Below are 19862 nucleotides of genomic sequence, written 5' to 3' on the forward strand. Positions count from 1 at the left end.
TCATGAAATTTAGAATTAGAAAAATTATACTCGCTTTTTTAACGGGACTCTTCATCGCTTGGGGTTTGATTTTGTTTCCGGCTTTCCCTCAGTCTAATCCTCAAATTTTAGTTGAACACAGTCGAGAACTTTATCAAGCCGGACAGTTTTCTGAAGCCGTAACAAGTTTAAAACAAGCCATTCATGATTTTAAAATACAAGGAAATAAACAGGGACAAGCGATCGCCTTAAGCAATCTTTCCTTAGTGTTCCAGAAACTCGGGCAATTAGAAACTGCCTATTCTTATATTACAGAAAGTATAAATTTATTAACTCATCCAGAATTTCCTCACTCTCCAACTATTTTAGCACAAAGTTTAGAAATTAAAGGTCAATTAGAATTAGAAATGGGTGCATCGGAACAAGCATTAACAAGTTGGAAACAAGCTACTAATATTTACGAGAGTATTAATAATTCTATGGCTAAAATTCGCACCCAGATTAATAGTGTTCAAGCACTGCAAACCTTGGGAATGTACCGCCAAGCCAAATCAACATTAGAACAAGTTGAAGATAACTTACAGACCCAACCTGATTCTATTATGAAAGCGATCGCGCTGCGGAGCCTTGGGAATGTTTTACAATTAGTTGGTGATTTAGAAACAGCTTTAATCGTTTTAAAAAAAAGTCAAGAAATTGCTGAATATTTACAATCTCCCACGGAAATAGCATCAACCTTACTGAGTTTGGGAAATACCCACAAAGCATTAGGGAACAGAGCGCAAATCCCTGAATATATTACAAGCATAGAAACAATTACACCCTTATCTTGTCCTCAATCCTCTATTAATAATGAAGCCTTAATCCACTATAATAAAGCTATTCAATTTTACGATAAATCCGCTCTATTTTCACCTAAAAATTTCTCAAAAATTCAAGCAGAAATTAATCAATTAAATAGTTTATTAAAATTGCAAAAATGGACAGAAACACGAAAATTATATTTGGAAATACAGTTAAATTTAACCAATATATCACCCTCAAAAGATTCTATTCATGCTCAAATTAATTTAGCTCATAATCTCGCGTGCTTCAAACAATTTACGGCTACAGATATACCCTCTTGGCAAGAAATTGCTCAAATGCTTACTGTGGCTATTCAACAGGCTAAAAATATTGGAAATCAACGATTAGAAGCTTATGCAACGGGTTCATTAGCCGGAATATATCTTAAAAATAACGACATTGAGCAAGCTCAAAAAATAACCCAAAAGGCTCTACTATTAGCGCAACAAATTAAAGCTGAAGATATTGCTTATTTGTGGTATTGGCAATTAGGGTATTTATTAAAAATTCAAGGCGATATCAAAGGTGCAATGATAGGTTATAATGAAGCTATCAATATTCTCAAATCCTTACGCAGTGATTTAGTTACGTTAAATCCAGATCTTCAATTTTCCTTTAGAGATAATGTTGAACCCGTTTATCGTCAATTCGTTGATTTGCTTCTACAACCTGAGAATAATATCCCCGTAAGTCAAAAGAATTTAAAACAAGCTCGTGATGTCATTGAAGCTCTTCAATTAAGTGAATTAGAAAACTTTTTCCGAGAAGCTTGTTTAGAAGCTAGACCCCAACAAATTGACGAAATTATTGATAAAATCGATCCCACCGCAGCCGTCATTTATCCGATTATTTTATCCAACCGTTTAGAAATTATTCTGAAATTACCAACCGACAACGAATTTTATCATTTTACCACCTACAAACCCGAAACTGAAGTTGAGAATAATCTCGAACAATTACAGCACTATTTACGAGAACCAGATCGAACAAATGACGTTAAAAAGCTATCTCAAGAAGTATATCGTTGGTTAATTAAACCCTTAGAAACTGAATTAGAAAAAAAACAAATCAAGACATTAGTATTTATTTTAGATGGTTCTTTGCGAAATCTTCCTATGTCTGTGCTATATGATGATAAAAAGCAACAGTATTTAATCCAAAAATATGCTATTGCTATCGCTCCCGGTTTACAATTGGTTAAACCTCAACCATTACCGAAAAAAGAATTATATGCTTTAATCGGTGGTGTGAGCGAAGAACGTCAAATTGCAGATAAAAAGTTTACCGCTTTAGGAAATGTTAAGCTAGAATTACAAGAAATTAAATCCGAAATTCGTCGGAGTCAGCAACTTTTAAACCAAAGTTTCACAGAAATTGATCTAAAAAATAAAATAGAATCTCATCCTTTTTCCGTTGTTCATTTAGCGACTCATGGTCAGTTTTCATCTAATCCAGATGAGACCTTTATTTTAACTTGGGAAACCCTGTTAAAAGCCAAAAAATTTGACCACTTACTGCGCTTGCGAGATTCAATTAATTCTACAGCCATCGAATTATTAGTCTTAAGTGCTTGTCAAACGGCGGCGGGTGACAAACGAGCTACGTTAGGTTTAGCAGGAATAGCTGTGCGTGCGGGTGCGCGGAGTACCCTAGCAACATTATGGTCAGTTGATGATAAGTCTACAACTAAATTGATGAGCTTATTTTATCAACAGTTGGCTAATAGTAATGTAGGGCTTGCTGAAGCATTACGACGTGCTCAACTGTCGTTATTAGATGAGTATGAAATCCCTTATTTCTGGAGTCCCTACATTGTGGTCGGAAATTGGCTATAATTATTCGTAGGGGAGGGGTCATCCCGCCCATAGCCGCTATCTATCAACCTCTCCAAGAATTGGTTTTTGAATCAGATTTTCTAAACCCACATCTCTCAATAAATTAGCCCAATCTTGATTAAAATTAGTATCTTGTGGGGTGGTTAGACGAAGTTTAGCCAACTCTGTTATAGCGGAATACCAAATCCCATTTTCAGCATACAACATAATCCGTTGACGGGGTGAAGTTGCTGTTTGCAACTGCCTGTCTAATTCGGGTTGTAACGTTATCCGTTTTACCCATCCTCGAATAAAAACAGGAGTGGATAATTTCTGTTGACTACAATAAATTTTGACGTACCATTGATACATTTTGTTAATTTCTAACGGGGTAGCCCCTGTCAGATTTAAACTCATAATACCAGGGTTTTGAGGTAAGGAAAAATTAGTTCGGTAGACGTCATTATTGTGTTCATCTTGTAAGGAAAATTCTGCTGAAGTGGCTTCACTGGATTTATAAGGAACATAAAACCATAAAGTGGGATAAGGTTCAACAAAAGACCCCATATTCCGACTAGGAACTAAAGCGGTGAGTGGTACATCCACCGGAGGACAGTCACCCCGACTTCCGGTTCCTTCTCTATCGGCGGGTCTTCCTCGACCTGAACCATCGGAGTCCTGTTCTTGAAAGCGAATTTGGATGCTATCGGAACTCTCACTACTTGATGGGGTCGGTTTTGCGAATCCTTCTAGGGGATAGTTAAACAAGCCCAGCAATGTTAGAGTACCGATAAAGGCAAGTTTAATCAGATAGAATAATTTATTGTTCATTCTCCCTATCCCCTTCTATACCCTTTAGTAGGTTTAAGTGTGATCATATTATGTAATAATTTCAGTATAAATGCTATTGTAATTGCCTTTAGATTAATACTTTTTATGCCCTCATCCTTAAAATTTGCGTAAATACTCCGATGCCAAAATATAGGTAAAAAAACTGCATAATCTCCCCGCTTCCCAACCCATAAATAAAGTAGAACAGGTGTGCCTAAAATCAAAAGGGAGATTAAAAAAGATGACAATGTTATTTTAGGAGGCGAATTGACGCGATGAGTAACGAAGAAAAAATGACCCTAAATTTTGACGAGCTAACAGCAATGTATCCTGAACAAATCTGGATAGAGTTATCATCTGAAGAATTAGAAAGAGCTTGGCAGCAAACCGAAAAATATTCTAATCCTACTTCCCATTGGAATGCCTATCTAAATTATATAACCCTCTATAATTTCATCAATTGGGTGAAAGCAGATCCTGATATTCAAGACCCTCTTAAAGTTTGGCTAACAGAAGAAGATTTACCCAGTTTTTGGGAAATCATTAACGGGACAAAGTTAACGTTAGGTGAAACTCAATTTGTTATAATTTCCACCGATAAAACCAACTTTTCCGAGTTTAGGATACCTCAAGAATGGGTTGATATTCCTAACTGGATATCTCATTATTATATAGCGGTTCAGATTAATTTTGATGACAACTGGATGCGGGTGTTTGGGTACACAACTTATGATACAATTAGGAAGCAGGGAAAATATGATCAAATAGATCGAACTTACACTTTAGATCCAGAAAATTTAACAGAAGACCTCAATACAATGTGGGTTGCTAGAGAATTATTTCCTCCTCACCTCTTAGAAGTTCAATCCTTACCTGTTTTATCAACTACCCAAATAGAAGCGGGAATAGAAAAATTAAGCAGACTCACTCAATCTTCTCCTAGACTTGCTCTAAATTTTGAAGAATGGGCGACACTCATTTCTAATCCAGAAACTCGTCAGCAATTGTATCAACAAAGGCTATTAAATATCCCCAAAGAATCGGGATCTGTTAACAATTCAGTTGATCACATTGAGAGCCAGGAAATCAAAGCTAATAATTTAAGCCTATGGTTGCAAAATATCTTTGAAGCAGGTTGGCAATCTTTTGATAACCTATTAGAAATAGAACCCCAAAAATTAGCCTATCAATTGAGATCTAATTCTACTTCGCACGAGTTACCCATTAAAACTGCCAAGCTAATAGACTTAGGAATGGAACTCAAAGGAATTGCTGTTATCCTATTAGTAGCGATTACACTAGAGACTGAAAAAAAAGTAGCAATTCGAGTTCAATTACATCCGGCTGATGGTGAAACTTATTTACCCCCTTATCTGAAATTAAGTTTGCTCTCGGAGGAAGAAGTAATTCTTCAAGAAGTTCAGGCTAGAAGCCATGATAACTATATTCAACTGAAACGATTTAAGTCTCCCGCCGGAAAAAGTTTTTCGATTCAGCTTTCTTTAGGGAATGCTAATATCAAAGAAAATTTTGTATTTTATCCAGCCTTTTCACCTGAAAATAATGAATAAATTAGTAATATTAAATCTGGGAAAAGGAGACTTAAACAAAGGATTTCCTTCTGTGAATGCTCAATTATTTGAAGATAGCAATCCTATCGGTTTTCAATTAACCGGAAGTTTACCTGCTTTCCCAGAATTAATAGAACTTAATAAGCGTTGGCAATTACTTTATAGATTAATTTATGAGTCTTTTTATTCAAGTTCTTGTTGGCGGGGAAATGAAATTAATGAAGAAATTGAAATCGAAGCAGATGATATTACTAATATTTCCTTTATAGAATTTAGTGAGTTATGCCATGAATTACAACTCGAACTCAATTCCTGGCTAAAATCTGAACCCTTTCGCAAAATAGATCAAAAACTACGCACAAGATTAGCACCCACAGAAGAAATTCGAGTCATTTTACAAACAGAAGATGATTGTATTCGTCGTCTTCCTTGGCATCTTTGGAATTTTTTTGAAGATTATCCCCATGCAGTCATCTGTTTAGGCGCGACAGACTATGAACCCGTTAAACGATTCGTTAAACGCGCTAATCAAAACATTAGAATTTTAGCAATTTTAGGCAATAGTCAAGGAATTGATACTCAAAAAGATCGGGTTATATTGGAACAATTAACGGGTGCTGAAACCGTATTTTTAGTTGAACCCTCACGTCGAGAACTAGATCGATGGTTGTGGGAACAAGAGGGTTGGGATATTCTATTTTTTGCCGGACATAGTTCAACTCAAGAAGATGGAGAAATTGGAAAATTTTATATTAATCAAAGTGAAAGTTTAACCATTGCTCAATTAAAAAATGCCTTAAGAGCAGCGATTAAACAAGGTCTTCATTTAGCTATTTTTAATTCCTGTGAAGGGTTAGGATTACTGTGTCAACTAGCTTCTTTGCACATTCCCCAAATGATTGTGATGCGAGAACCTGTCCCTGATTTAGTGGCTCAAGAATTTTTAAAACATTTTTTATTCGCCTTTTCTAGGGGAGAATCTTTTTATTTAGCAGCACGAGAAGCGGGAGAAAGATTACAGGGTTTAGAAAGTGAATTTCCCTGCGCCAGTTGGTTACCTGCGATTTGTCAAAATCCTGCTGAACAGTCACTGGTTTGGTTTCAAAAACCTAAAACAATTAAGCCTATTTCTCACTCTATTTTACCGACTCGACACCATTGGTCTGCAATTTTTACAACCGCGATCACTGTAACAGTAGGAATCATTGGAATGCGATCGCTTGGGGTTTTTCAGTCTTGGGAATTACAAGCCTTTGATTTATTAATGCGATCGCGCCCACAAGAACAACCCGATCCACGGCTTTTAATTATTACCATAACAGAAGCCGATGTGCGATCGCAACCCCCCCAAGAAAGAGGAGGTGCTTCTTTATCTGATCGGTCTTTAGATCAACTTATAACGAAACTAGAACAATTTAAACCCCGTGTCATTGGTTTAGATATCTATCGAGAAACTCCTGTCAAAAAAGACTATCCTAAATTAGCAAATTGGATGAAAAATAGCGATCGCTTTATTGCGATTTGCAAAGCGGGTGAAGACAACTTAAATGCAGGTGTACCCTCTCCCCCAGAAGTGCCAATTCAACATCTAGGTTTTAGTGATGTTGTCCCCGATCCCGATGGCATTTTACGTCGCCATTTACTAGCCATGACCCCGGCTTCTCCGTGTAAAACCGATAAATCTTTAAATTTCCAGTTAGCGACTCGTTATTTAGCTGATGATGGCATTAAACCTAAATTGACTTCGGATAAAAACTGGCAAATCGGTGATATTATCTTCAAAAATTTAGACTCTAATAGTGGTGGTTATCAAGGAATTGATAATTTAGGACATCAAATATTAATTAACTGGCGTTCTTCTGATTCTGTTGCGCTACAAGTGACCCTAACTGATGTTTTAAATAATAAATTAACTCAGGATTTAGTTAAAGATCGAATTATTTTGATCGGGACAACCGCCGAAAGTTTTCAAGACTATCGAGATACGCCTTACAGTGCCGGATACTGGCCCCATCAGCAGATGTCCGGGGTGGTGGTTCAAGCCCATCTGGTCAGTCAAATTCTCAGTGCTGTTTTGGATGATAGACCGTTGTTGTGGGTTTGGCCGAAAAGTTTAGAGTTTTTGTGGATCGGCTGTTGGTCGCTCCTGGGGGGTATTCTGGCTTGGTGTAATAGGTCGCTGGGACGTTGGGGTATTGCGATCGTTACTGGGGTTAGCCTCTTATCTGGATTATGTCTGGGTTTATTAATTGTGGGGGGTTGGGTTCCCCTGGTTCCGTCCGCCTTGGCTTTGGTGTTTACAAGTTGCTGTTTGCTGGCTTACAGGCTTAATTCTCACAATTTTTAGACAATTTTGGGTTGAACTGCATAAATTGATGTCAGTCTCACCCATTAGATCAATAGACGGGAGCAAACGTCATGCAGGTTGTCCACTGTTGTACTTACTGTTGCTATACCTCAATAATAAATATCAAGTTTTGAAGGAGAAAAACATGGCTATTGGCTTAAATGTTGATGTTGATGTTCTTGGAATTGCTGACCGAATTGCCTCTGCTGTCGATGGAGGTTCAGATCGCTCAGGATTTGTAAAAGGTCTAATGGAAAGTGCTGTTCACCAAGCAGGCGATCAATACAATGTTATGGTTTTTAATTTAGGGAATGATTACGAGCGAAGCTTTAATGGAATCCAATTTTTTGCAACCGCACCCTATCAAAATTTAACTTTTGGTATTTGGATTTTTGAAGATGGAGATTTTATAAATAAGGGAGATGGAGGATGGATTAATTGGGCTTTCTCAGGAGTGTTTGACCGAGACGATAAGTATGTAAAATTTAAAAAACGTTTCTAAAATTTTAAGTAGGTGGGCATAAATAACGTTAACAAAACAAAAGCTAAAATACTTATCCCAAAGTACATACATGATTTTGGATTTTAACTTTAATTATAACCGCCTACTTAGTCTTAAAAATATAGACGGAGTTTACTAAAAAATTCAATTAATTTTTTGACTTCGTTGAGTTACTAGCCAAAAGCCAACATTTTTCACCCAATTCTATCTACTGGAGTAATTCATGACTTGTAAGATGCGATCACCTATCGTCGTCGTAGATGAGGTTGAAGCTAGCTCAGAGTAGCTGAATGATTGCAGTTTATTTGACGAGAAAACTTATGACTAGCTTATCCTCCATCAATGCTGATCCATCTGCAACAACAGAGCCAAACTCAATCTCCGACAAGATTCTCAATGTTCATAACCAGTATCGGGTATTTGGACAAAATAAACAAAAGGATAAACTTATGAGTTTCGATGTTGTCTTTGTGCATGGTACTGGTGTACGAGAACCAGCCTACACCAGATCTTTTAATACTATCTCTGACAAGCTAAAAGCTAAAGATAGTAATCTACGACTCCATCGGTGTTACTGGGGGGAGTCGTGTGGAACAAAGCTAAACAAGGGTGGCATAACAATCCCTAACTTCGATACTCCACGTGATGCTATAGACGATAATTTGAGCGACGAAGAAGAGATTACGCTCGGATTGTGGAAACTGCTTTACCAGAATCCCCTAGCCGAGTTGCAAATCTTATCGTCAAAAATAGATTCTCAGCAAAAAGAACTAGAAGTTGATCCTCCTTGGAAACCTTCACCAAGTGAAGAGTTACGCCAGCGTATTAGAAAACTTCACTCATCATCTAGTTTGTACGAGAAGTTGGAGCAAGCAGGTATAGCGAAGGTTTTTAATGAAGCCTGTACAGTTGTGGTTCAAAACAGAGATTATCAAAAGGTTATTAAGTCAGCACAATCCTTATTAGACGCATTGGACGAATACAGCCTTGCCATCGCACGAGCTATAGTTGCTAAGAGCGTGGTTCTACTTGAGAGTGAGTACGATGACCCGACGTTATCACTCAATGATGATTTACGCGACGAAATCGTTCTTCAGATTGCTGAAAAATTAGGTGATAACACTCCCTGGAGAATCCATGAGATACCCAAAAATGTTCTGATAAATTCCTTTATTGGCTTATGCTTTAATCACTTACAGGGTAACCGTCATACCGAATCTGAGAAATACAGTAAAGGTATTGGTGACATCTTAATGTACCAGGCGCGGGGACAGAAAATCCGCGATTATATCCGTGACATTATCACACCTCTTCCCGGCCCCGTTGTCTTAATTGGTCATAGTTTAGGGGGGATTGCTTGTGTTGATTTACTTTTAGAGAAAAATCCCCCTCAAGTACACCTATTGATAACAGTAGGTTCACAAGCTCCATTGCTGTACGAATTAAATGCACTGGTGGGGATGGAATATAGCCCTAATGCAACCTTACCGCCAAATTTTCCTCGATGGTTGAATATTTATACCAAGAACGATCTCCTTAGTTATGTAGGGGGGAAAATTCTGGCTGGCGTTGAGGATGAGAAAGTAGAAATCAAAGAGCCGTTTCCTAAGTCTCATGGTGCTTACTGGACGAATGATGAGATGTGGGACAAGGTTCTAGAAAGGATGAGGAAGTAGAAATAAATCAGAGAGTTGTTTCCTGAACCTCATGGTGCTTACTGCACAAAAAAAGATGAAATGTAGGTCAAAATTTTTAGAAAGGATGGTGTAGTCAATGTCTGAAGTAAATCGCGATACAACATACGCTCTTTTAGTTGGGATTGAAAAGTATGATACGGGAAGCAGTTGGAACTTAGATGGGCCTGCAAACGACGTTTACAAATTTGCTAAATGGCTGCACAATAACAAAGTACCTGCTAAGAATATCTCAATTGTCCTCTCTCCTCTTGACAAGAATAAGAAAATTGCTCAAGACATAGAGTCTCTTATTGGCGGAAAATCACTTCCTCCAGCAACAGCGGACAATATAAAGAATTTTTTTGAACCAAAGAATATTAATTCTAAAAAACATAGCCTGTTTTTATTCTTTTGGGCAGGGCATGGCTGTATTAATAATCAAACAAATGAGCGCTGCTTGTATTTTGCTGATGCAACATCAGCACATTTCAAGTACATAAGCATCAATCAAGTGCAATCTGCAATGAAGACTGACTTGTATAATAATATTCCCAAGCAGATCTTCTTCATCGATGCCTGCGCTTATTACAAAGATTTAAACGAGCGCAATATTCCACTAGAGTATCGTATTCATGACTCTCCCAAAATAAATTCCTTAGCAAAACAGTTCGCACTGTTTGCTGCCCAACCTGGAGAAACGGCTATCAACCGAGAAACCAGTTGCGGGCTTTTCTCCAAGAATTTACTCACCATATTGGAAAACCTGCCCGATAAAAAACAATGGCCACCCGATATGGCAACTGTTACAACTGAAATTAAGAAAGTTTTTGCTGATTTGAGAGAGAAAGATCCTAAGATCAAGCAGATCCCTGTCGTCCAGTGGAAAGATTGGGAAGACAATGAGACAACAGTAAGCAATCTGTCAAAACCCGACCATCCTGTTGCCAGAGAAATGCGATCGGACAAAGCAGTAATTTTAGATTTTGATGGCATTGTTGTTGATACTGAGAAGTATCATTTACGAGCTTATAATATTCTTATACTCAAGTGTAAATATCAAGAGGAATTCAAAGAAAAAGTAATAACATTGAGCGATAATCACTGCGATTTAGAAAAACTGGGAGACTGTATTTCTTGGAATGATTACAAGCAAGAATATATAGAACTTCCAACAAAGGAAATATTTGAAAAGCTAATTACAGAGCGTTCTAATATATTTCAAGAGTACAAAGAGCTTAATCGAGAATCTCTAATGGAGCAGAAAAATATAATCTATAAGGCTTTAATCCAAAAAACCTTAGAAGATAAGAATGATGATCGACTTAAATTAAAAGAATTATTTGGTGCTAATAACTCTGAATGGAATTCTTTAGAAAGAAGAGGGATATATGAATACTTTAAAAGAGGACTAGGAGATTTAGAGCCAAGAAAAGGTTTCGAGAGCTTACTGAAACTGCTGCAACAGTTTAATTGGGATGTTAAAATTATTTCTCTTTCCACAAGGCAAATTATTGGTTCTGCTATAGAGCAGGTTGCTTCAGGGTTGAGTACAAAGGAGTCCAGAGATTACTTCAAAACAATTCCACGTTATACAATTGATTATTTAGATAGATCTAAAAATTCAACGATTAATAGTGATTCTGAGAATGAAAGTATTGAAATCAAAAAGCGTCTCTATGAGCACATACGCGCTCAGAACAAGCACTGGAATAAAGACCGAATAATTGCAATTGAAGATGGGTATAGAGGGCGGCAGGCTGCTGAAGAGGCAGGTTTCCGCAGTGTCTTTGTTCCTCTACATTCAGCTAACACAGAGGGAAAAGATTTTAATGAATTAAGTCAAATAAATTGTGCAGAACTAATGAGGAGAATAACACCCAGAATTTTTCATGTTTCAAAATCTAATCATGCTTATTCCAAAGCTATTTCTGACTTATTAGATTCAAGTCGCCAAGATCAGAAGTATCAAGTAAGTGACTATGTTTCTATACATATTGATAAAGCTGATGAGGTTGAAAAGCCAGAGGCTCAGGTTGAAAGATTGAAACATTTATCTTACTATGCAGCGACTCAATTTTTGCCAGATTCTTTAATTATTACTCCTGCTCAAAATAATGGCAATCTGGCAGAAAAACTTGATAATCTTGCTAGTAAAGGAGTAAAAATTATTACCCTTGATACAAGAGTAGATAGACTCAAAGCCAAAGACAGCAAACCTACTAGCCCTTGGGTTCATATATCGCCAGACTTCTCTGAAGGGGGAAAAATTGCTGCACAATTGATAATTGAGGCTCTAAAAGAAAAGAAAAAAGGTAAAGGAAAAGTCGCTATTTTCGCAGGCCCCGAAGATCATGCTTCTACAGTTGAAAGGCGTCAGGGTTTTCTGGGTACAATTATTAAAGAGGCTCCTGATGTGCAAGTTGTAAAAATAGAATATTGTCGCTTTACCGACGCAGACAAAGATATTATTAAAAACAGTGTTAAAGCACTACTTCAGGAAAAAAGGTATGGGCTAATTGAGGCTATCTTTTGTGAGGCTGATATTTTGGCAGATCAAGTTTTGGAAGCGTGTAAATTGCTGAATGCACAGCCTCCTATTATTGTTGGATTTGATGGAATCAAGGAGCAAATTGCCCAAAAAATTGTCAACAAGGAAATTTATGCCTCGATCAATGTAAAAGTTGATGAACAAGTCAAGAAAGCATGGAGAATTGCTATAAGTGGGAAAGATTGGGACTTAGATCCACCGCAATGTCTAATAAAGCCAGAAAAATTTACTGAACGAGAGGCTAGAGATTATGTTAAATGTAACGAACTGCGATCAAAACCTATCGATTCCTTTTGATAATCTTCACTCTGGGGTGTTGGTTGAAGATCAACTCTTCTGTGCAGAAATTCAAAGGATTTTACGGGCGAATCATCTATTAGAAATAGTCGATGGGATTTACGGCTCAAAAACCCTAGCAGCCTTAAGAAATTTTAAAGCTAGTCGTCAACTTGATGGTGGTGATGTATTAGGGCCAACAACCGCTAAAGCTTTACTCGATGCCAAACCGGGTGTTGGACTGTTACCCCATTGGCAGGGTGGTGATAAACAAGCAGCAGTTGAGGCAATTATTAAAGAAGCGAATCGCCAAGGGATTACTTCTCAAGATCAAATTGCTTATATTATTGCAACGGTACAACACGAAACAAATGATAGTTTCCAACCCGTAAAAGAATCTTATTATTTGGGTGAAATTGAAGGGGAAAATGACCGCAAAACCCTACCTTATTATCCCTACTATGGACGGGGTTATGTACAACTAACTTGGGATTACAATTATCGGCAATATTCTGATGTTTTAGGGCTAGATTTAGTGAATGATCCCGATCTCGTCATGCGTCCCGATATCGCACTCTTTATTCTGGTTCATGGCATGAAATCAGGTACTTTTACGACTATCAAATTGGATGACTGTATTTCAAACGGGCGTATGGATTTCATCGAGGCGCGTAAAATTATCAATGGCAATGATAAGGCAGAACAAATTCAAAGTTATGCCATAAGCTGGCAAAATCAATTAGGTTAAGATTTAGGGCGATCGCATAGCCAGCCACCTAAGACATCAAAATTCAATGATTGTTCTGAACTTCAAGCTTAACTGTTTTGATAAGGCGGTGCGATCGCCCTAAATTCTCCCCTGAGACAATTTATATTTGAATTGGCATCTTTAACCCTTAGATCAAATTTAAAGTTATAGCGCTACGCGCATACGTTAGGACTATTTCTAAATGCAGCATCCACGCATTCTCTTACAGTCGGAAATTCGTTTAATCTTTGTTTCATCCATGTCTTTAATACAGCCCACCAGTTTTCAATCTTGTTCAAATCGGGAGAATATGGGGGCAGATACCAAATTTCACATCCGGCTTCTTCGACAAGTTCTTTGATAGATTCCCCGCCCTGAAGCTGGCATTATCAATAATAATAATATCTCCGGGTTCTAGCACAGGCAGCAAACAATTCTTTAACCAAGCCTCAAATAAATCTTTATTACATGACCCTTCAAAGGTTAAAGGAGCCAATAATTTCCCTTCTTTCAATGCTGATAGCCAACTAACTCTTTCTCTTTTTTTACCTGACTTGAGAGCATAACATCTTTCCCCTATCGGGCTGTAGCCATACGGGTAATCTTCACGATTATCAAATCCTGCTTCGTCTACATAAACTTTTCTGCTCCTCTCTATTAGCTCTAGTTTTTGCATAAATTCTCGTCTTTTTTCTTCATCCCTTTTGGGATATACAGACCTATAAATTAACACAAACTTTAAACAGCATTCTTCCTTACAAAGGCATGAATATTACGGGGGTAACAGGGCTGGGCGAGGGGCAAAAAGCCACTCTCAAAGCATTAGGCGCGATTCAAGAAGATGTAGAGATGAGGAATGCTGATTCCAATTTAATCGGAAATTAAATTTTCTTAAATATTTGGGATAAAACAGCCCTGGAGAGAGCTATAAAGTTTGATTCAATCTACCTTTTAACCATCTTGTTACCCCGTCATTCTTCTGCTTTTAGTCCACAGCATAGTCGCTCATTTCCCGCATGAAAGGAGGATAAAAACCTAACACAATATCGTGTTTGGGTACGCCCAAATCGACTAAATCTGCCCCAATATCATGCTCCGTTGAATTGTAAAAAATCCAGATTTTCTCCCAAGCGAATATCAAGATGTATTACACAATGATGTACCCAGCGTTTATGCTGCCAACCTAGATGCACAATTTGATAATGATTTCGCTGGGTATCAAAAATAGTCTCCACCTCAAAATCACCATAAGCCGGCTTAACTTCTGCGTAACCCATCAACAATTGCTGCACAATTTGCTGATGGTTTGTTAATTTATCCGTTACTCCTTCCATCGTAAAATTTGCTCCCATTCAATAATTTTCTCCTCTCCTCGCTCTGAGCTAGAGATGTAGTTCCAACCTATGATACCAAATCCCAATCCTCAGCCATTCTGCACCATCCAAACCAGAAAACCCAAAATTTGCTCAACCGGAGGGAGTGGATAATCAGTCAAGTCAATCGTCACTGTTTGCTCTTCTAGTTTGAGAAACCGCCAAACTGTACCGCTTGTCACTGTTCCGTAAATCGTTGAAATCGGTTGCTGCTTCTGTTGATTAAACCGTTGTGCGGCTACCATCTCAGCTAAACATTGTCCCAGTCCGGGTTTCAAATCTTCCTTCTTCGCTTCCACCAAAACCACAGCAGGTGCTTTAATAAACAATTGCTCTGGAGAGCGACTAATTAGAAAATCGACATAACCTGTTAAATCAACCTCGGGCTGGACGTTGAATTCTTCACCGGAAAAAACACTAATTTGTCCCTTAAGCTGACGTTTGACTTCTAACAAGACAGGATTGATAATTGCTTCAGAACGGGCTTTTTCACTCCCCACTGCGATCGCCCAAGGTAACGATTCTTTTAACGTCTCTTTGAGCAAAGGAGTTGGATTGACTGAGGAAATCTCTGGGAGAAAGCGATCGCCTTCCACAATCGTGAGTTGAAAATCATCTACCGCTTTACTCAGTGTAAATTTACTATAAGGCATAAAAGTTTTCCCAATCTGTTGATAAATTTAAAACACCTCGAATTTGACACTCCCCTAACAGATTGTTGATGCTCTAAATTATACAACTCCTTGACAAGCTAATCGAGTATTGTTTTTAGGCTTATTCCTTTCCAAATTGACCCGTTAGAAAGGGTAAATTGCCTGTTTTTAACAAACTACCCCCCCTGTTAGTCGGAAAAGTCGGATCTTGAAAGTTGGAAAAGCAGGAAAAGTCGGATCTTTGCACACAGATAGATGTCAAATTGTCTTATCTATGGTATGCTTTTAAATTCAAAATACTTAGTTAGAGTCAATAAACCGTTGAATAGCCTCTCCAACTGGAATCCATTGGTTTTTATAATAGACTTTACCACAAGCGAGATAGCATTCAGATGCCTCGATTAAGTCTCCACAATTATCAGGATTGTCGATATCTTCGTTAATTTCTTTATACTTATTTTTAATTTTGAAAATATATTTGTTATAGCTTTTTTTAAGCAAAGTTCGCAGATAACCAGTTTTTTTATCTGCTTGCAAGTGCTCATTCAAATCAAAATTTAAACGCAGATGATCCGCCCCTGCACTTTCCATAATTTGGTAACAAATATCCTCGGAATTCTTGGCAGCAGGATTCATAAAAATATCGGCTAAATGACTAGCCCAGCCCAGTTGCCCCCACTCTTTGATTTGATCATATTTGTAGGGGCGAGTTGTATTGCCCGTTCCAATGGAAAGGACGGCAATATCACTCAATGCTAATCCGTTTTGTTTTTCAATTAACAAAGCATGGGCGATCGCAAGTAAAGCTGGATTATTAGCCGAGACTCCTCCATCAATATGGGGAAGACTTTGTTCTGCATTATAAGGAAGTTCATAAGGGGGAAAAAACGTTGGTGCTGATGCTGAGGCAGTGCAGATTTTCCAGAGTTCTATCGGGTCATACCAGGCTTGTTCAACCGAGGAATAATTATTGACAAACCACGTTGTATTGCGGGAATAAACGTCATAAGCTGGAATCAAAATATTGGGTTTATTAATCTCGCTAATTTTGGGGGACTTATGTAACTGCGAGTGAATCAATTTTTTCTGCAATACTTTAGCCAAACCCTGCTCTCCTTGCTCATGGGGGTATAGCAGATGATTTCCCATCGCTTGACTGACTTTTCTCCATTTTCGCTGCTGACGAACCGACTCTAAAAAGATATTTTTTCCCTCTTCCAGGTAGATGTTAATCATTTGTTCAGCGTTCATCTGACAGGCAATCCCCGCAGCTAGAATTGAGCCAGTGGATGTGCCTGTAATTAAGTCAAAATATTCATGTAATTTCCGACCTTTTTTTTCTTGTAGTGTTGTCTCTACCTGCTGAAGAATTGTTGCAGATAAAATTCCTCGAATCCCACCACCATCTAAGCTGAGAATTTTGAATGTCATAATTATTTCTACTCGTCACTAAAGGAGTGAGGACTCACTCATATTCTTTCTAGGCTAAGGGCGAACGCAATCCTTAGCCCTAAGAGTGATAAGAAAGTAATCACATTTTACGAAAAAGAGAGGTGTTCCCCACTCCTGATTGCTTAAAATTTATTCCGAAAAGCACTCGACATTATTCTAACTAAATCAGCCATTAGTAGAATAGAGTAACTAATTTACCGAGTGCACCTGTTGCTGATTTTGCTTCCTGTTTCAGCACTGTTAATGGCACGGCACCGCCCAGTTTTTCCTTAGCTTTTTGATCGCATTGCGAACCTTGAAAACCTTCCACATTAGGATTCGTACATACATATTCTGCTAAAGCAGCTAGGGTTCGGCTATTATTGCATAATTCACCCTCAAAAGACCGAATAGAGAAAATACCCTTGTAGGCATCTCCCTTGCGACAAAAATACTCTTTACCTCCAACTTTTGCTGTTTCATAAACTTGAGAAATCTCGTCAATAATACCCGCCCGAGCATTGTCAGCGAAAAAACCACACCAGCTACTGATAACCAGCAACAAAACAAGAGCCATGCGAATTACTGATTTCATTTTTATACTTCCTCCAAATTAGAGTTCTCAGATTTGAATTTATTCATTATGCTGTTAAGACGATTCCAGACAGCAATTACTGATTTTTTCAAGTTAAATTTAAAGATCTTAAATGTAGATTAGGGTGGGCATTGCCCACCCTACATATAGCAACCCCAAATAGGTTGTAATAATTCACAACTGATATGAAACAGCCAGAAGTCTTATTCCTGTTCCCTGTTCCCTAACAACTCCACTGGTTAGTTCCACTTGCCCAGTAACTAGAGCCATTTTTATCATAAGTTACCAGATTTCCATCATCCTGCATGATTAGTTTGCTTTCTTGGAATTCAGTTCCGTACTTATTAATTGACCAGATAGGATGGTCGTTCCGGTCATAGATAACCAAGTTGCCATCATCTTGCAAGCGAGTCTGTCCTATCGGTTTACCATCAGTGCCTGATGCCCATAAAAGACTTTCATATCTGTAAACCACCAAGTTGCCATCTTTCTGATATTCAAGTCGGAATATTCCGTTGCTTGATATTAGTTTTTCACCAGGGTTTAAAGACTCACCTGCGGATAATCGGTCTTTAGTTTCGCTCTCTCGGCGAACGATTACAACGTCTTTTTTAAGGCAGTAAACTTCTGGATTTTGAGGGCGATTATTGCTTTTAGCTCGTTCACCGTGGAAGGTTCCCGCATCGATAGCTGAGTTTATATCCCCAGGCTTAATAGCCCAAAGAGTACAATCCTGTGTAGCCCAGGTTCCCTTATCATCCCAGATTGAATATCCGGCCAGAGCCGCACGAGAAACCAAGTTTTTACGGACGCAGACTAAACCTTGAATTTCATCCTCAGAAGGAGGATTATAGTCATCAGTCCGCAAACGCATGATGTAACCCAATGCAACATAATCTGTGGGCGGAATGGGTTTCCAGCAGGAGTAATTTTTTCTGTTACCAGAACCTTTGTCAGTCCAAATTGGCTCAAATCTAACTGGCCGTTTCACTGCATCAGGTTTAAGAGGTTTGACGATAATTGTTTGTCCAGTAGGTAGATTATGATCGCCCTGAGCATAGTGACCTACCCAGTACCAGCCAGAATCAACATTAGGTTTGTAAACTGTTAAATCCCGGCTGGCGCCACTACCGGAGTCGTCACCTTGTTTCACCAAAGACCCAGATCCCACATACTGGACTTCGATTTCGGGGGCTGTAGAAAGCATGGTCTCGCATTTCTGCTTTAATTCTTCGTCTAAAAAGTCAGTAATGGGTATAAGGTCTTCGTACCCGACTATTTGCCATTTATCAAGGGTTAACGAGCTTATCCATTTTGTACCCTCCTTAATTAGGGCTTCATCTCCCCCTTTTAAAGTGAATGTGGCTCGGCTGGCGGTCTGATTACTACTCTGTGAAGTTTTCTCTTGGTTCTCACTTTGGTAAGCAGCACTGGCGCTGGCGGTAAATCCTGCTTTATCCAACTCTGCACTAACGCCGACTCCAAATTTATTAACTTCAGCAGTTTTATCCACCTGCCCCTCAAAGGTTTCTGTCTTTTCGGCTATGATTTTACCGCCGATAATATATGTAGTTGGAACAAAGTAGCCGTATTTTTGAAATACTTGCCTTAATTCGTCAATCTGTTGAGCGTGTTTAATGCTTTGTTTAAACTCCTCAGTTAACTGTATGTTTTCCTCTTCTAAAATTACTTTCGTCTTCTGTACGAGGCGCTGTGATACCATAAACAAGTCAGTTTGTTTACTTTGTGTAAGCGATTCTGAGCTAGTTTGGTAACTCCCACTTAAACCAAGTTTTGCACTTAATTGGGGAATAGGTATTCCAATAGAGGCACTGACACCCTTAGAGAGTAGCTTATAAGCTTGTTTTTCCCATTCTGTAGAGTAAGCTTCACTTTGTTCGCTAATTTGAACTTCGTTTTCTATATTATTTTCTAATATAGGTTGACTTAGTTTAACTCCTGGTCGATTAACAGGCTCTAGCCCTTGCGATGTAACTTTCAAAGCTTTAGGAAACTTAAAACTCTCTAGCAGTGGCTTTAATTCCTTCCACCCCTGCTTGAAATAAACTCCCTTATCATCAGTTGTACTACTTTCACCATCCTGAATCAGATTTGTATCAGGTGCCTTCCCCCAGCTTGGTTTTTCGTTTGGGTTAAGCTGCGCCTCGGTTAGCTTCTGCTCTTGTAGAGCAGTTGTGGCTGCTTCCTTAGCCTCTTTTGCTGCCACCTTTCGATCTTCTGCTGTCGTTTTGTCTTCGTCGGACTGCTGCTGTAGGCTGACGACTACCTCTATAGTTTCGTCCTTTTTAAACGTTGAGAGTTTATATTCAGCTTCGTCCCCTGGATCGATCCCAGATCCGTTTTTGAGAAAGTAGAAGTTACTATCTACCGCCTCCCACTGCTTTTCCTTAATTTTTTTCCGCAGATCCTCAAGGGTTGATTGTTCGTTTTCGAGCAAAAAGATTCTCGATTTTCCCTTTTCAACTGAAACTTTAACTTCGATAGACATGAGTTACTCTCCTAAGAGTGAATAAAAAAAAACTTTGGCTAATATCTAACACCCTAAAAACGGTTACTAAAAACAGTTTCTGAATTTTTCGAGTTATAGCGCTACGCATTACGGTTAGGACATTTCTAAATCCAGCAAACCCTTTCACAGCTTACTGTTCCCT

At 38.5% G+C, this 19862-nt stretch carries 14 protein-coding genes and 1 pseudogene; 7 read left to right on the forward strand and 8 right to left on the reverse strand.

Annotation, left to right across the window (positions count from 1 at the left end):
* Nucleotides 1-2: 2 nt before the first annotated feature.
* On the forward strand, nt 3-2660 hold the full coding sequence (locus tag IQ236_RS13830; RefSeq protein WP_193869798.1) for a CHAT domain-containing protein: 2658 nt from the start codon (nt 3-5) through the stop codon (nt 2658-2660).
* A 36-nt stretch (nt 2661-2696) separates the two neighbouring features.
* Here IQ236_RS13830 and IQ236_RS13835 read toward each other — a convergent pair whose 3' ends face one another.
* Nucleotides 2697-3470 carry a DUF928 domain-containing protein gene (locus IQ236_RS13835; RefSeq protein ID WP_193869799.1) on the reverse strand — a complete coding sequence of 258 codons (774 nt, stop codon included), beginning with the start codon at nt 3468-3470 and terminating at the stop codon, nt 2697-2699.
* A 275-nt stretch (nt 3471-3745) separates the two neighbouring features.
* Here IQ236_RS13835 and IQ236_RS13840 point away from each other — a divergent pair, with 275 nt between their 5' ends.
* From IQ236_RS13840 to IQ236_RS13865, 6 genes are all read left to right on the forward strand, one after another.
* Entirely contained in the window at nt 3746-5041 is a 1296-nt protein-coding gene (locus IQ236_RS13840; protein ID WP_228041627.1) for a DUF1822 family protein, read from the forward strand.
* A complete protein-coding gene (locus tag IQ236_RS13845; RefSeq protein ID WP_193869800.1) occupies nt 5034-7388 on the forward strand; it encodes a CHASE2 domain-containing protein in 2355 nt (784 codons plus the stop codon). Before IQ236_RS13840 ends, IQ236_RS13845 begins: the two co-directional genes overlap by 8 nt.
* Before the next feature lie 145 nt (nt 7389-7533).
* Entirely contained in the window at nt 7534-7890 is a 357-nt protein-coding gene (locus tag IQ236_RS13850; RefSeq protein WP_193869801.1) for a stress protein, read from the forward strand.
* A gap of 320 nt (nt 7891-8210) precedes the next feature.
* The gene (locus tag IQ236_RS13855) at nt 8211-9566 is read left to right on the forward strand and encodes an alpha/beta hydrolase family protein (protein ID WP_228041628.1); all 1356 of its coding nucleotides are present in this window, start codon (nt 8211-8213) and stop codon (nt 9564-9566) included.
* Between the two features lie 97 nt (nt 9567-9663).
* On the forward strand, nt 9664-12411 hold the full coding sequence (locus tag IQ236_RS13860; RefSeq protein WP_193869802.1) for a substrate-binding domain-containing protein: 2748 nt from the start codon (nt 9664-9666) through the stop codon (nt 12409-12411).
* The gene (locus IQ236_RS13865; RefSeq protein ID WP_193869803.1) at nt 12365-13138 is read left to right on the forward strand and encodes a glycoside hydrolase family 19 protein; all 774 of its coding nucleotides are present in this window, start codon (nt 12365-12367) and stop codon (nt 13136-13138) included. The genes IQ236_RS13860 and IQ236_RS13865 overlap by 47 nt, the downstream gene beginning before the upstream one ends.
* 173 nt (nt 13139-13311) lie before the next feature.
* Here IQ236_RS13865 and IQ236_RS13870 read toward each other — a convergent pair.
* From IQ236_RS13870 to IQ236_RS13895, 7 genes and pseudogenes are all read right to left on the reverse strand, one after another.
* A pseudogene (locus IQ236_RS13870) lies at nt 13312-13850 on the reverse strand (IS630 family transposase); the annotation flags it as partial.
* 273 nt (nt 13851-14123) lie between these two features.
* The gene (locus tag IQ236_RS28205; protein WP_322744162.1) at nt 14124-14279 is read right to left on the reverse strand and encodes an element excision factor XisI family protein; all 156 of its coding nucleotides are present in this window, start codon (nt 14277-14279) and stop codon (nt 14124-14126) included.
* On the reverse strand, nt 14227-14490 hold the full coding sequence (locus IQ236_RS13875; RefSeq protein ID WP_265578690.1) for an element excision factor XisI family protein: 264 nt from the start codon (nt 14488-14490) through the stop codon (nt 14227-14229). The genes IQ236_RS28205 and IQ236_RS13875 overlap by 53 nt, the downstream gene beginning before the upstream one ends.
* Nucleotides 14491-14561: 71 nt before the next feature.
* Complete coding sequence (locus IQ236_RS13880; RefSeq protein ID WP_193869804.1) at nt 14562-15164, reverse strand: hypothetical protein; 603 nt, start codon at nt 15162-15164, stop codon at nt 14562-14564.
* 300 nt (nt 15165-15464) lie between these two features.
* Nucleotides 15465-16595 (reverse strand): patatin-like phospholipase family protein, encoded by a 1131-nt coding sequence (locus IQ236_RS13885; RefSeq protein ID WP_193869805.1) that lies wholly within the window; start codon nt 16593-16595, stop codon nt 15465-15467.
* Nucleotides 16596-16788: 193 nt separating this feature from the next.
* Nucleotides 16789-17190 (reverse strand): hypothetical protein, encoded by a 402-nt coding sequence (locus IQ236_RS13890; RefSeq protein WP_193869819.1) that lies wholly within the window; start codon nt 17188-17190, stop codon nt 16789-16791.
* A 223-nt stretch (nt 17191-17413) separates the two neighbouring features.
* Nucleotides 17414-19699, reverse strand: a complete 2286-nt coding sequence (locus IQ236_RS13895) for a Vps62-related protein (protein WP_193869806.1) — start codon at nt 19697-19699, stop codon at nt 17414-17416.
* Between the last annotated feature and the right edge of the window lie 163 nt (nt 19700-19862).

Source organism: Planktothrix mougeotii LEGE 06226, from assembly GCF_015207485.1.
Taxonomy (GTDB): Bacteria; Cyanobacteriota; Cyanobacteriia; order Cyanobacteriales; family Microcoleaceae; genus Planktothrix.

Bases quoted from the DNA above. Each gene is read 5' to 3' on its own strand.
- IQ236_RS13885 (WP_193869805.1), bottom strand. From the start codon at position 16,595: ATGACATTCAAAATTCTCAGCTTAGATGGTGGTGGGATTCGAGGAATT.
- IQ236_RS13895 (WP_193869806.1), bottom strand. From the start codon at position 19,699: ATGTCTATCGAAGTTAAAGTTTCAGTTGAAAAGGGAAAATCGAGAATC.
- IQ236_RS13840 (WP_228041627.1), top strand. From the start codon at position 3,746: ATGAGTAACGAAGAAAAAATGACCCTAAATTTTGACGAGCTAACAGCA.
- IQ236_RS13890 (WP_193869819.1), bottom strand. From the start codon at position 17,190: ATGAAATCAGTAATTCGCATGGCTCTTGTTTTGTTGCTGGTTATCAGT.
- IQ236_RS13855 (WP_228041628.1), top strand. From the start codon at position 8,211: ATGACTAGCTTATCCTCCATCAATGCTGATCCATCTGCAACAACAGAG.
- IQ236_RS13860 (WP_193869802.1), top strand. From the start codon at position 9,664: ATGTCTGAAGTAAATCGCGATACAACATACGCTCTTTTAGTTGGGATT.
- IQ236_RS13850 (WP_193869801.1), top strand. From the start codon at position 7,534: ATGGCTATTGGCTTAAATGTTGATGTTGATGTTCTTGGAATTGCTGAC.
- IQ236_RS13865 (WP_193869803.1), top strand. From the start codon at position 12,365: ATGTTAAATGTAACGAACTGCGATCAAAACCTATCGATTCCTTTTGAT.
- IQ236_RS13875 (WP_265578690.1), bottom strand. From the start codon at position 14,490: ATGGGAGCAAATTTTACGATGGAAGGAGTAACGGATAAATTAACAAAC.
- IQ236_RS13880 (WP_193869804.1), bottom strand. From the start codon at position 15,164: ATGCCTTATAGTAAATTTACACTGAGTAAAGCGGTAGATGATTTTCAA.
- IQ236_RS13835 (WP_193869799.1), bottom strand. From the start codon at position 3,470: ATGAACAATAAATTATTCTATCTGATTAAACTTGCCTTTATCGGTACT.
- IQ236_RS13830 (WP_193869798.1), top strand. From the start codon at position 3: ATGAAATTTAGAATTAGAAAAATTATACTCGCTTTTTTAACGGGACTC.
- IQ236_RS13845 (WP_193869800.1), top strand. From the start codon at position 5,034: ATGAATAAATTAGTAATATTAAATCTGGGAAAAGGAGACTTAAACAAA.